This is a genomic window from Vibrio bivalvicida (assembly GCF_001399455.2).
GTDB classification, from domain to species: domain Bacteria; phylum Pseudomonadota; class Gammaproteobacteria; order Enterobacterales; family Vibrionaceae; genus Vibrio; species Vibrio bivalvicida.
In genome coordinates this window covers 223,264-236,988 of the sequence record NZ_LLEI02000043.1, presented here as the reverse complement: position 1 = coordinate 236,988, position 13,725 = coordinate 223,264, and the positions used below count along the sequence as shown (strand labels likewise).

The window sequence follows — 13,725 nt, the reverse complement described above, 5'->3', positions numbered from 1 at the left end:
CAGACGTTTATTCAAAATAACTATATGCATGGAATGGAATATATTCCTTTAACAAATCACCTGCCTTTTACCTAACAACGTGTAGAAAATAAGGATTTATCAATACAATCAATAAGAAACCGATCACATAAAAATTCACAACAACATTGATATATATCAATAGAGTTAAGGTTAGCTTGCGGAGCTGATGTAAAAATTACATCACCTTGTTAGCATGGCGACTCTTCAAAAAGGGATCGCCAAATCATGAAAGCTAACTTGAATAAAGTCCTGTTGGATATCGCGCTCAATTTAAGTTCCAACCAAAACAGTGAAACCCAGTATCAGCATCTTATTGATGGTATTGATCAGGTATTTCCTTGTGATGCGAGCGCGTTATTTATCCTCGATCAAGATGGCTTTCTTACTCCCGTCGCGGTTAAAGGCATATCGAGCAGCATCCTAGCACGGCGATTCTTCCCTAAAACTCACCCTCGCCTACAAGCTATCATGGAGAGCAAACAACCCGTCCGTTTTGGTGCTGACTGTGAGTTACCCGACCCATTTAGTGGCATCCTGTTAAGTGAAGAAGCGGAGCTTGATGTCCATGACTGTATGGGCTGCAGCTTGTATGTCGGTGGGCAGTTGGTCGGAGTGCTGACGCTAGATTCTTTGACTGTGGGGGCATTTGACAGCATTGACCCGGTAACAATCGAAACTTTCGCCGCACTTGCTGCTGCAACTCTGCGTAATATCGCCCAAGTGAAAGCCCTTAAGGCGCAAAATAAAAAGCAAAAACATGTCACGGAAACCTTGATTCAGCAAGCTCGCTCCAAGCAAGGAGAGATGGTTGGCGTTAGTCCGCAGATAGAAAAGCTACGCACCAACATAGCGACAGTCGCGCAGTCTGACTATGCCGTGTTGATCACAGGGGAAACTGGGGTGGGAAAAGAACTCGTTGCGCACAGTGTGCACGCTCAAAGTCATCGCGCCAACAAACCAATGATCTATGTAAACTGCGCCGCGCTACCTGAAGGTCTCGCCGAAAGTGAGTTATTTGGTCATGTTAAAGGGGCATTCACAGGTGCAAACAGTTCCAGAGCAGGTAAGTTTGAACTTGCCGATGGCGGCACTATTTTCCTAGACGAATTGGGCGAGTTGCCACTTGTGCTGCAGGCAAAATTGCTGCGTGTGATTCAACAAGGAGAGCTGCAAAGAGTCGGTAGTGACCAGCATTTGTTGGTTAATGTACGTATTATTGCGGCCACTAATCGCTCACTCGCGCAAGAAGTTGAAAATGGGCAGTTCAGAGCCGATTTATACCACCGCCTAAATGTCTTCCCTATTTCAGTGCCGCCGCTAAGAAAGCGCGAAGGTGATCTCCCGGTACTCGCGGGTTACCTGTTAGAAAAAGTCCGCAGTCAGTTCAATATCCCTAACCTGCATTTACACCCTAAAAGCCTCAACCTACTTGAGCGTCAAGCATGGCCGGGCAATGTCCGAGAGCTTGAGCACACCCTCACCAGAGCCGCCCTGCGCGCCATCCAAAATCAGCAACAGATCATTACAACTCAACACTTCGACGGTGGTATTGAGACCACAGAAAAGCTGACAAATAACAATTACCTACCCAAACAGAGTCAAGCTATGCGCGGATTGGTTGAAGACTATCAAAAAGATCTCATCCTTCATGCACTTGAGAAATCGAATGGCACGTGGGCTAAAGCCGCTGAGTTTCTGCAAATGGATAGAGGAAATCTATACCGGATGGGCAAAAAACTCGGAGTAGAGATTTAACACTTCTCCCGCAATTAAACCACACTGACGTCACTAAATCTGAAGCCAAAAAATCAAATATGAAAGACAAAATAACTTACAGGCTAATTACAATATCACCAGATAAGACCTAGCCTTCAAAGTCATTTTGGTTGCTCTGTGTCAATGGAGTGCTGGTTTATACGCTTACTTAGTCGAATTGGAAACCGATCTGTTAAACGGTGGTAAGCACTCTAAGCTTAGCTCCAAACCGGTGCTTCCAGCGTTGTAATAATCACATCATTCCTTAGACATCCCATTAACCTACGTATTTTCCTCGAGTTATCGCATTCGACTGACACAGGAGCGTGTTTATTGTTCAAGGTTTAGCCACAGACTCGATGCTTAGTTGTTCTTTCTCCGCGTCAAAGCACTAGCGCGATGTAATAAACACATCGCTCGCGATGTAATAAGTACATCAATTCAATACCAGACAAAACAATAAATCAAATAAAAACATATAGTTAGGTATTGGCACGCTACCTGCTCTATCAGTCTCAAAATAAAACGGCGGATGGTTCCGCTAACAATTATCACGACTGGAGACGCGCAATGTTCTGTATTCAATGTGAACAGACTATTCAAACCCCTACTGTAAAGGGCTGCTCATTTGCACAAGGTATGTGTGGCAAAACTTCTGAAGTTTCTGATTTACAAGACGTATTAGTCTACACCCTACAAGGTGTTTCTTACTGGGCTGAGCAAGCGCGCAAATTCGATATCATCGATACTGAAATCGACCAGTGGGCACCAAAAGCTTTCTTTTCTACGCTGACCAACGTTAACTTCGATCCAGAGCGTATTCTTGAGCTTGCTTCATTGGCTGCGCAATACAAAGCTCGCTTAAAAGAGCAAACTCTCGCGGCAGCTAAATTGGGTAATATCGAACTAGTTGAAGCACCATCTGTCGCCCACTTTGAGCTTCCGGCAAGTGCGGAAGAGATTTTGGCTCATGCTCCTCTTGTGGCAGTTAACCGCGGCTACCAACATCTGAGTGAAGATGTGATTGGTCTGCGCCTACTTTGCTTATACGGCCTAAAAGGTGCAGCAGCCTATATGGAACACGCACGCGTACTAGAGCAAACCAACACGGATATTTATGCCGAGTACCACCAAATCATGGCATGGCTTGGCACCGACCCAGAAGACTTAAACGCTCTGTTAGAATGTTCGATGCAGATCGGCCTAATGAACTACAAGGTGATGGAGATGCTAGACGCAGGTGAAACTGCTACGTTCGGTCACCCTACTCCTACTGCCGTTAACGTTAAGACAGTAAAAGGCAAAGCGATTCTAGTGTCTGGTCATGACCTACATGATCTAGAAAAGATCCTGCAACAAACTGAAGGCAAAGGCATTAATGTCTACACCAATGGTGAAATGCTACCTGCACACGGCTACCCAGAACTAAACAAGTATCCTCACTTAGTGGGTAACTACGGCAGCGCATGGCAAAACCAGCAAAAGGAGTTTGCCAACTTCCCTGGCGCAATTGTCATGACATCGAACTGTTTGTTGAATCCAAATGTCGGCCAATACGCCGATCGCCTGTTTACACGCAGTATTGTTGGCTGGCCGGGCGTAGCACATATCGAAGGTGATGATTTCAGCCAAGTGATTGAGTGCGCTCTAGCTCAAGACGGTTTCCAACATGATGAAATCGAACAGATGATCACGGTTGGCTTCGGTCGTAATGCGCTCATGGAAGCGGCACCGGCAGTGGTTGAACAAGTTAAGGAAGGCAACATCAAACATTTCTTCCTAGTGGGCGGTTGTGATGGTGATAAGTCTGAGCGTAGTTACTACACAGACTTCACCGCAGCAGCACCTGAAGACAGCGTTATCCTTACCCTAGCTTGTGGTAAATTCCGTTTCAACAAGAATCAGTTTGGTGACATCAACGGTATCCCACGTTTACTCGATGTTGGTCAATGTAATGATGCCTATTCAGCAATCCAACTTGCACTAGCGCTATCTAAAGAGTTCGACTGTGATATCAATGAGCTTCCGCTAACCCTCGTTCTATCTTGGTTTGAGCAAAAAGCGATTGTTATCTTACTTACCCTATTCGCTTTAGGTGTGAAAGGTATCTACACAGGTCCAACAGCACCTGCTTTCTTGACCGACAACCTACTGGCAATCATCCAAGAGAAATTCGACATGCGCAGTATCGGTAATGTTGAAGACGATCTAAAAACCATCTTAGCTGCTTAATCCTCGCCAATTTGCCTAGGGTTTGTTGACCCTAGGCACTTTTTTAAGAGAAAACTATGACAAGTGAATGGCAAAACAACCTGCCAACAACTTTACGCTGTGTAGAGAAGTGGCAAGAAACCCTTGATACCGTGAGCATAACGCTGGCCCCTATAGACGATGAAGATATCGCTTTCGAATTTAAGCCCGGACAGTTTGTCTCACTCGGTTTTGAGATGGAGGGTAAAGTTGAATATAGAGCGTATTCGATTAGCTCTGTGCCTAACGAACCTCAGTTAAAACTGACCATCAAGCGCGTAGAGGGAGGGTTAATCTCAAACCACATTATCGATTCCTTATCCCCGGGTGATACTGTGTTGGCCCTTGCACCTACTGGTCCATTTAACAGTGTCGATTGCACGCCAAAAGATAAAGTCGTTATGCTTAGCGCAGGTTGTGGTATTACCCCAGTAATGTCGATGACAAAGACTTGGTTAGCTGATGGCAAAGATATCGATATCGTGTTTATTCATATGGCTAAAAGCGCTCAGCAAACCATCTATTTTGATGAGTTAGAGTCAATGGACAGCATTCACAGCCACTTCCACTTTAAGTTGCTGCTAAAAGACAACACCGGGACACGTCATCCGCAAGGTCGCCTAGATAAGGCATGGCTGCAAACCCTATGTCCTGACATCGCGGAACGCACCGTTTATCTATGCGGGCCAACTCAGTTTATGCAGGATATGGAGTCTCACTCTCTCGCGCTCGGAGTCGAGCCTCAAGCGTTTCATCAGGAAAGCTTCACTCCAATCGAAACCCATCAAGAGCCATCTGCTGGCGGTGTGGTTCAATTTGAAGTGCCCGCTTTTGGTGTCACTGCTGAAGTTGAGCAAGGTGCAACACTTGCCGATGTCCTAGAAGACAATAGTGTACCTATCATCATCGCTTGTCGCAGTGGCATGTGTGGTTCTTGCAAATGCAAAGTGACTAAAGGAGAAGTGTCTCGTACTAGCACCGAGACTCTGACTGAACAAGACTTAGCGGAAGGTTATACGCTCGCTTGCTCTAGCCAGATTCAAAGCGATGTTGAAGTTGAATTAATGTAATGGTAAACATTCCGAGTAAGCCTTCACTTACTCGGAATCCATTCTATCGTGCTAGCTTACTAAACGCTTTAGTCGAGCTCTTTTGCATCGATGCAGGCTTAACGATTAATCCAATCCCAACCAAAAACAGTCCAGACGCAATGATCTGTCCCATAGATAACACTTCATCATACATAAAATAACCACTGACTAAAGCAAACACGGGCACAAGCAAGGTTAACGGTGCCGTGGTGCTTAACGGATACTTAATCAGTACCAAATTCCATACCCAGTAGCCAAACAAAGTGGTTGGATATGCCTGAAATACAACCGCAATCGTGGTGTTCCAATCCCACAGTTCAAACGCCTGCCAAATGATCGCTTCCCCATTAAGCGATACAGCAAACAGGACAAGTGGCAGTGGTGCAAACAGCATTCCCCACACATTGAATGCAAAAGCCTGAGTGGTCTTTGACGCTTTAACAATCACACCCATCAGGGTCCAAGAGCAGGCAGCAATCATAATCAAAGCAACGCCTTTTAACGTCACATTGCCTGTTGTTGCTGAAACCAGTACTGCCAAGGCACACATTGCTAGAGCCGCACCCAAAACTTTGCGCAGCGGAGCTTGCTCTTTAAAGACCCAAATGCCCACGGCCATGCCGATCAGTACGTTGGTTGACAGTAGAACTGAAGACATTCCAGACGAAAGCCCTGCAGTGATAGACCAAGAGGCCATTCCCCACACGCCAACCCCAAACACAATGCCGTAGCCAACTAAGTAACGCCACGCGACATTTGGCCTAGCAATAAAGAAGATCGCAGGAATCACTGCGAGCGCAAAACGTGCCGCTGTTGCCAACAAGGGGTGAACATTAGTTACCCCCATTTTGATCATCGAGAAGTTAAATCCCCAAATAGCCATGACAAGCACCGCTAACAATAAGTCATTTCTTTTCATATTCGTCCCTCTTATGTTTTGCCACAGTATCCCTTGAGCGACAAATCATATACAGATACAATTTTTTAAATAAAAACCAGTACAGTTAAGTGAGAAAGCGAAAATGAGCATCTACCAACAACTCGCCAATCAATTTATTGAAGAGATAGAAAACGGTAAAAGAATCGAAGGAGGGCGAATGCCATCGCTCAGGCAGTTGGCTAAACAGCAGTCGGTAAGTATGTCTACGGTAGTCAGTTGCTATCAAGAATTGGAATCGCAAGGCTGGATTCACTCTAGACCACAGGCGGGTTACTTTGTTTCTCCTCGTAAGCCCACGCACGCGACGCCTGACTGGGCTCAGTTTGAAAGTAAGGTTTCTCACGTAACAGCTCGCACTCCCACCCATACAGCGAGAAGTGGTCCTTTAGGTGTATCTAGCACCTCAGCCGACCAACAGTCTGTTGTTGAACTAGAACGAAGCTTTCGCCGAGCACTCAAACGATTGGGAGACAGGCTCAATCACTATCCGGATGTCCAAGGAGAGCCATCGCTACGTAGCGCTCTTTCAACTCATTTTAACAAGCTCGATTTGCATTTTAATACCGATGAAATCGTGATTACCGCGGGTTGTATGTCTTCGATAAAAGCGGCGTTAGAAGCCTGCACAAAACAAGGTGACACTATTGCGATCAGCTCACCATGCTTCAACGGCATTTTGGAATTGCTCGGTCATATGTCACGTAAGATCATTGAGATCCCCTCTTTAGATGATGGTATCGATCTAGAGCAACTTGAAGCACACCTCAAACACAGACGGGTTGATGCAGCGATTTTTTGTACCTCGCATATGAATCCACAAGGCATCAATATGTCGGCGAATCAAAAGCAAAAGCTTGCTCAGCTTGCCAATGATTATCGTATTCCAGTAATTGAAGATGATGTCTATCTAGAGTTGTCCTACTCCTCACATACGCCATTACCGGCTAAATATTATGACAAGAACGGCTTTGTCTTGTGGTGTGGCTCTGTCTCTAAAAGCCTATCGCCGAGTTACCGTTTAGGCTGGTGCCTTCCGGGGAGGTACCTCGACAGCTACAAAACCCAGTTTGCATCGGCAAATTACGGTGTCGCACTCCCAACTCAACTGGCCGTGGCGGACTTTATCGAATCGGGACAGTATGCAAAACATATAAAAAGAAGGTGTAATCAACTGTTAAGTTTAAGGCAGCAATACCTCGATTACCTTACCCAGCATTTACCCTCTGAAGTAAAAATCAGCTACCCACAAGGTGGTATGGTCTTGTGGCTGCAAATACCCAACTTGGATCACCTTGCACTGGCAGAAGGTATTGAGCAACTTCAACTTGATGTCAGGCTTGGCCATCTATTCACTACTCTCGATCTTTATACCGAGTGCATTCGTATCAATATGGGCTATCCATTACAGGGAGCGGTAAAAAATGAGTTAGACACCTTGATTAAGCTGATCCGAAAATACAATTCCACCTATTAACGGTGAGACTTAACTCTTTCTTGCAAAGAACATCAGGATTTATAAAGTATGGTTGTTCCATAACCGGTGTAGATCCAAGTACCCGTTCTTCTTCAACTGTATTCCCGAAACTTGTTTCGTTTTAGTCACTACCTTTTGCCCCCAAAACAACGGCAGCAAATGATGACGATCTACTATGGTGTTAATTACATCGAGTAGTTCTTGCTCATAGCTAAAATTGGCAACGACTTTCTGTACATGAACTCTATGCTCTTCAAACTGCTCTTGGGTAAGTGCAAACCTCAATGAAGTTGTAGTTAAAAGCCAATCATACAAACCATATCGACTCGGTTGCTCCAACAACTCTTCACACAAAAGTAGATCAATTTTGTCTCGATACTCATCTAGCGCATCTAAATCAGAGATAGGAAGGCATCTGACTTTTATTCCCGTTTTCTCTATTGTTTCAGTTAGCCAGTTAATTAAGTGGCGTTTATATTTGACCCTCCACTCACTGTGACCAATGACTACTTCCCCTGATAACACCGGACATTCAGATTGTTCATGCTTCAAGAAGCCGAAATGACTAATAATATCAATCCCTTGTTGATGAGTGTAAATCGTTCGTTGTTGCTGAATAAAGGTAAGCAGCGCTGCCAGTCCGTCTTTGGTAATTGTGGCTGAATCTCGTAGCCTGATCGCTAGAGTCGAAAATGCTTGGATTGGATGCTTTTCGCTTTCAGGATTTTCTGTTTCAAAACTTAGGAAACTGTTCAACGCCTTCCCCTCGTGGCAGAGGTTTATCGTACTTAGAAGAGCTCCCGTGGCAAAGTATTGAGAGTTTCTAACCAATACCAGTTTCTTGTCGTCCCAATGGGTTAAATGAAGCGGTCCGGTACCCACACGGACACGGCGCTGACCCAAAACTTGATATCTTCTTGTCGCAATAGAAGCATTTGGAGTAGTTAACGCGAAAACAAAGAGAGGGTTAGCATCAGAAAGATCGATAAAGATAGCATTTTGCTCGCGATCGTAACCGACTCTAACAACTTGCTTGAAGAGCCACTTATAAGGGCCCTCTGATGAGAAAAGTCTATTTAGACTCTCAATGATATCTAACTTGGTAAGTGGTAAACCATCATGGCATAAGACATGAGGGTTTATCCAAAAGCAATAACGCTTGCCTTGATTCGTCACTGAGTATTCATAAGCGATATGATTGTGAATATGACCATTTTCATCAATTCGAAGCAACGTATCATACATTGCGCTAATTACCTGCATTTCTGCCGATACATAAGTAATTGCAGGATCTAGTTTATTAACAGGAGGGTATTGAGTAACAGTTAACGTACTACTAGCTTTATTGGCATTTTCAGTTTCATGCATCAATAGATGTAATATTCTTGAAGCAAGAGAGCGATGAGCTTCTAGATACTTGGGTATTTGATCTAGATTTCCTTCAGTGATATCGGATTGTATACATTCATACAGGGCTTGGTATAAAGATGCGACAACTGTGATTTTACTATTCTTTCCTCTACCAACAGCAGGGCTCCATAATATCCAGCCACATTCTTGTAGAACCTTAATGATATTTGAAGTATTTCGTCTACTCGTTGAAAAAATCTCTTCTAGATCTTCGATCGAAACTTCATAACCACGGCCATAGTTGAAATTTTTGAGTAACTGCGACAATCTACGCAAGCGTAAGTCTTTCATATTTTTATTTTAGTATTGATACACTGCCTACGAAAAATTTCAAAACACCTATAAATCAATAAGCACCTTATAGATAGTCTATCTATGCAACCTAAAGTTATTCATCTACTTTAGTCATTATCACACACAAAAATTCATCATCTTTATACAAGAGTCGGAAATTTGTTTTATTTAGACACAATTTGAAATAACAATCATTGCTGATATCACAAGCAAACAAAAACACCACTACTACTTTAGGGTGATATTGTGACAATTCTCAAATAAGAGATACTAAATATTTGCAACCTTCCTTGGTTGCCAGATAACTACCTAATCTAAATGCTTAGATAGTAAAGAATGAATAAGTTTGAATTCCTCAGTTTGTTTCAACGCATGCAGAAAAACAATAGACTGGCTGGTGTAGGCAAGGTTCAGCAAAGTACCTAAATTCGACTCATGTACTTGTTCGCACATAATCGCCGCTACCATGCAACCACGGACATTTTTGTCATGCACATCAATCTCTAACAACTGGGCGCAACGAATTGCCTCTTGAACACGAGTCTCCATTCTACATATACCTCACAGCGGCATCACCGTTTAGAATAAGAAGCATTCTAAACTCCTCCGTGTGACGCATAGCGCTCGCGAGTAATTTTTCTCTATGACTCCAGTTTTCATCTAAATTTCTCGAAACATACTGTTCGAGTTCTGCGAGCGCTTTCTTCTCAGATATATCGGGAGTACTTGCAATAGACGCCAAAATGGATTTATTTACATTGGATGACAAATCAAAGCTTTTTTTTCTGCTATCTTCTATTAGTGCTTTTAAAACCTTTTTCTTTTGTGCACGAATCATACACATTTTTAATTCATGACGATCAAATGCATAACCAATTTCATCTAACAGCTCTGTCACTTCTTGAAACATACTTTCTCCTAACTAAAACTAAACCGATTGAATCGTATATATGGTTAATTCCAGCCTGACGAAACATACTACTTAGCTTTATATTTATAGCAGCTAAGCCTGTACATCAATTCGATAAATTATCTGTTGTTATTTTTATAATTTGCTTCCATCTATTTCCAATTTCAGGAATTACGAGAGCAAATAAATAGTACGGCTATCAGAAAAATAAACCATGAAATAAATAGGGCATGAAACTGCATGTTTTAGTGACCTTGATCACAAATAAAACAACTTCAGTTACATATAAATCAAGTAAATTCAATGAGTTAAAGATCTTTCACTGTCAAATAGGGGAGCAGTGCGAGAGTTAGATAACAGGTCAAACCAGAACTACAATTGCAATTCAAACAACTAACACGAAGCTCAAGCAGACCGAAGTTCAGCAATAGTGGAAGAATAATCCAACTGGGAAATAAGTCATTAGAAGGACTCCACCTTGCCCCTGACAAGGTGGATATATTATTGGTATCAGTCTATAGAGCATAGCTAGAAACCGTTATTCAGACTCTGATATTACTGGATCTGAAAGAGTGAGCAGCAGATACTGTTTCCTGTTCCTGATCTGGAGCTTCATCCACTGACAGGATCTGATCCCATTCAAGGGCTTTGTCAAGAAGCTCTGTTAGTGTTTCCTGAATCAGGCCAGAACGATAATCTACCAATCTGACCGTGGTGAAAACGGATGCCTGTTCAGTACCTGAAAAAACACCGATACCGGGCTCACCGCGAAGAGGGCCCATCGCGTATTCCGCGAACAAAGTGAAAAGCTGTTTAGGTATCTGACTCGGAATAGCCACTGTTGTCGTTACAGAGATAGCTAACTCGTGTAGCACGGTGTTGCCGACGATATTAACAACATAAGGGAGGTTTTCTGGGCTTTCTGTAGGCTGCACTTCAAAACAACAGACTTGATTCTCATCAAAACTCAACGGCTCGACTGCAAGCTCAGCGAGTATCTTTTTATATATATCCAACGGTAATAACTCCTGCTAATTCACTGCTTACTATTTACATGCTGAGCTGCAAATCATTGCCCTTCTGCTGCTCGTAAGGCGCAATAAACTGAGCGTTAAATTCCGCATTAACTTTATGGCTGAGGTCTTCACAGTGATTTCTTAGTTCAACCAGTTTCTTCTGGTCACCGGCTAAAGCAGGGGCTTGCTGTAAATACTCATCGGTCAGACGACTAAAAATCGCATCTTTGCCAACAATAAAGCTAGAGAAGTTCTGGTTGATAAACTCTAGTGCACCGCTATCCATATTTTCTAGGCCTAAACGTGCCTTGTTGGCGTCAGTGACATCGTCAAATGTTGCTTTCGATGGGTCGGTACCTGGCTTTAAAAACTGGGCATCATTCTTAAAATCACTGGCAGTCTGGCTAAACGCTGCCTTCACCAAATTTTGTACAGGGATGGCCTCTGTTAACTGCTTTTGTACTTCTGATTTTATCTGAGTGGCTCTAGTTGTGAATGCGCTCTCATTCTTATTGGCAGCCCTGCTGAAAAAATCAACGACCGCGTTTTTAATACGTCCTGTCTTTGATAAATGCCCTAAATCTCGAGTTGCAGATACCTGCCCACTTCCATCCACGGTGATGGTGTAATCTTTACCCGTACCTAAGTTAAGGTGGAATTTCTGTTCTTCACCCGTGTTTACTTTATCAATCTGTAAGTTATTGCTGACCGCGTTTGTAATTGCGGGATTAACACCACTAATCGACATTGAATTCTTCCTTACTGCGAGGTTTATCTTGATTTGATATATACCTTAGCCCCAAATCAAAACGATTGTTATCAGTAACGGCCGAGCTATTTTAGAATCGATAAAAGTTAGAAAACTCCAATATAATCATATTATTAGCAATACATTCATTGTCTAAAAACAAGGTATAGAATAGGAGAAAGGGGATAGGTGAAAAGAGGATTCTGTAAGCTTGTGAAAAAGAAAAAGCCCGACAAACAGCTATTTGTCGGGCTTTTAGGGCTGAACAGTTCAGTTCGATTAGAAGATCGCGTGAGCAACTAGAACGATAATAGGTAGTGTAACTAAAGTACGTAGTAGGAAAATGGCTACCAATTCTAGGAAGTTAATTGGCACCTTACTGCTTAGGATAACTGAGCCTGTCTCTGACATGAAAATCAACTGAGTAACAGACAGCGCTGCAACAACAAACTTGGTTAAATCAGCATTCACAGATGACGCCGCGATGATTGAAGGGACATACATATCAGTAAAGCCCACCAGCATAGTTTCTGCCGCCGCCGCTGCTTCTGGCACATTGAGCAGCTCTAGTAGGGGTACAAATGGAGCACCCAGCATCGAGAACAATGGCGTCGCTTCCGCAACCACCAAACCTAGCGTGCCAATCGCCATAACAACAGGAAGAACACCAAACACCATATCTAGCGCGTTATGCACACCTTCTTTAGCCACTGAACCTAAGCTTTTGACTTTGTCGGCACGTTTCAGCGCTAACTCCATACCAAAACCTAGAGTGGATTTACCAGCCGGAACCAATTCATCATTTCGATTCGGCACACTACCATCAATGTAGAGATCTTTCTTGTAAGATAGAGGTGGCAGGAATTGAATCACCATCGCCGCGGCAACGCCAGACAAACAGATAGCAAAGTAAAACGGTACAAAGTAGTTCGCTAATCCAACTTGAGTCAGTACCACAAGCGAGAATGAAATACCCACTGGCGAGAACATAGTTGCAACCACCGCGGCTTCACGCGCTGTGTATTTCTTATCTTCATACTGCTTGCTAGTTAAGATAACACCGACCGTACCGTCGCCTAACCATGAAGACATACAGTCAATCGCCGCTCTACCCGGTAGACGGAAAACAGGGCGCATAAACTTACTCAGTAACGTACCCAATAGCTCTAGCAGACCAAAGTTAAGCAATAGAGGAAGCAATAATCCCGCAAGGAAGAAAGTCACCAATAGCGATGGCAGCAAGTCATTTAAAACTAGACCACCCGTGTTACCGTTCCAGATGATCTCTGGCCCGATTTGATGCAACGCCAGTAGCGTAAACAACGCACCTAACGAACGAATCACTAACCAGGTCGGCGTCAGAATGAAAAGTCTTGTAAGCAGATAAGATTGCGTAACAAAAGTTGGCTTTAAAAGACTTGCGGCAAATGATGCAAAAGCTGAAAAACAGATCACGCCAGTGACCGTCGGTAAAATCGCATCCCCTAGCAGCGCTTTAACCCCTTTAGCCATTAAAGCCAGTGGGAAGGTAAAGTTACCGTCGTATGTTAGCGGAGCAAGGAAAAAGAATAATCCTAGCAATGATGGAATCGCAAACATCAGCAGATTCCGGTTAGTTTTGTGGTTCTCTTCGACGAGAAGTGTATCGCTCATCTGACTACTCCCTAGATGACTACAATTTCACTTAAAGTGAATAAATCTTCAATATGAGCGATTATATATCCTAAAAAATCCAATACAAGCTAAAATTGCAATTCTATTCACCATTAATAAATAAAAAGTCAAACATAACATCTATAACAATAACTAAACAACA

11 protein-coding genes are annotated in these 13,725 nt (G+C 43.3%); 4 read left to right on the top strand and 7 right to left on the bottom strand.

All coding sequences use genetic code 11. From position 1 onward, the window contains the following. The first annotated feature begins 246 nt into the window (after window positions 1–246). The 3 genes from norR to APB76_RS15445 all read left to right on the top strand — a co-directional run bounded on the left by norR (window position 247) and on the right by APB76_RS15445 (window position 5,096). Entirely contained in the window at window positions 247–1,776 is a 1,530-nt protein-coding gene (gene norR / locus APB76_RS15455) for a nitric oxide reductase transcriptional regulator NorR (protein WP_054961843.1), read from the top strand. 570 nt (window positions 1,777–2,346) lie between these two features. Then, window positions 2,347–4,008 (top strand): hydroxylamine reductase, encoded by a 1,662-nt coding sequence (gene hcp, locus APB76_RS15450; RefSeq protein WP_054961842.1) that lies wholly within the window; start codon window positions 2,347–2,349, stop codon window positions 4,006–4,008. 56 nt (window positions 4,009–4,064) lie between these two features. Beyond that, window positions 4,065–5,096, top strand: a complete 1,032-nt coding sequence (locus APB76_RS15445; protein WP_049843373.1) for a hybrid-cluster NAD(P)-dependent oxidoreductase — start codon at window positions 4,065–4,067, stop codon at window positions 5,094–5,096. 43 nt (window positions 5,097–5,139) lie between these two features. Here APB76_RS15445 and APB76_RS15440 read toward each other — a convergent pair whose 3' ends face one another. Beyond that, the gene (locus tag APB76_RS15440) at window positions 5,140–6,036 is read right to left on the bottom strand and encodes an EamA family transporter (RefSeq protein WP_054961841.1); all 897 of its coding nucleotides are present in this window, start codon (window positions 6,034–6,036) and stop codon (window positions 5,140–5,142) included. Window positions 6,037–6,139: 103 nt separating this feature from the next. Between APB76_RS15440 and APB76_RS15435 the strand changes: the two genes are divergently transcribed. Continuing rightward, a complete protein-coding gene (locus tag APB76_RS15435; RefSeq protein ID WP_054961840.1) occupies window positions 6,140–7,531 on the top strand; it encodes an aminotransferase-like domain-containing protein in 1,392 nt (463 codons plus the stop codon). A gap of 39 nt (window positions 7,532–7,570) precedes the next feature. Here the strand turns inward: APB76_RS15435 and APB76_RS15430 are convergent, their stop codons facing one another. The 6 genes from APB76_RS15430 to APB76_RS15405 form a co-directional block, all read right to left on the bottom strand. Continuing rightward, window positions 7,571–9,232, bottom strand: a complete 1,662-nt coding sequence (locus APB76_RS15430) for an SgrR family transcriptional regulator (RefSeq protein WP_054961839.1) — start codon at window positions 9,230–9,232, stop codon at window positions 7,571–7,573. Window positions 9,233–9,544: 312 nt separating this feature from the next. After that, window positions 9,545–9,784 (bottom strand): hypothetical protein, encoded by a 240-nt coding sequence (locus APB76_RS15425; RefSeq protein ID WP_049843377.1) that lies wholly within the window; start codon window positions 9,782–9,784, stop codon window positions 9,545–9,547. 1 nt (window position 9,785) lies between these two features. Then, window positions 9,786–10,145, bottom strand: coding sequence for a hypothetical protein (locus APB76_RS15420; RefSeq protein ID WP_049843378.1), 360 nt, complete (start codon window positions 10,143–10,145; stop codon window positions 9,786–9,788). 542 nt (window positions 10,146–10,687) lie between these two features. After that, window positions 10,688–11,161 (bottom strand): type III secretion system chaperone family protein, encoded by a 474-nt coding sequence (locus APB76_RS15415; protein WP_054961838.1) that lies wholly within the window; start codon window positions 11,159–11,161, stop codon window positions 10,688–10,690. Window positions 11,162–11,195: 34 nt separating this feature from the next. Next, window positions 11,196–11,909 (bottom strand): hypothetical protein, encoded by a 714-nt coding sequence (locus tag APB76_RS15410; RefSeq protein ID WP_054961837.1) that lies wholly within the window; start codon window positions 11,907–11,909, stop codon window positions 11,196–11,198. A 279-nt stretch (window positions 11,910–12,188) separates the two neighbouring features. Beyond that, window positions 12,189–13,562 carry a YjiH family protein gene (locus APB76_RS15405; protein WP_054961836.1) on the bottom strand — a complete coding sequence of 458 codons (1,374 nt, stop codon included), beginning with the start codon at window positions 13,560–13,562 and terminating at the stop codon, window positions 12,189–12,191. Window positions 13,563–13,725: the final 163 nt, after the last annotated feature.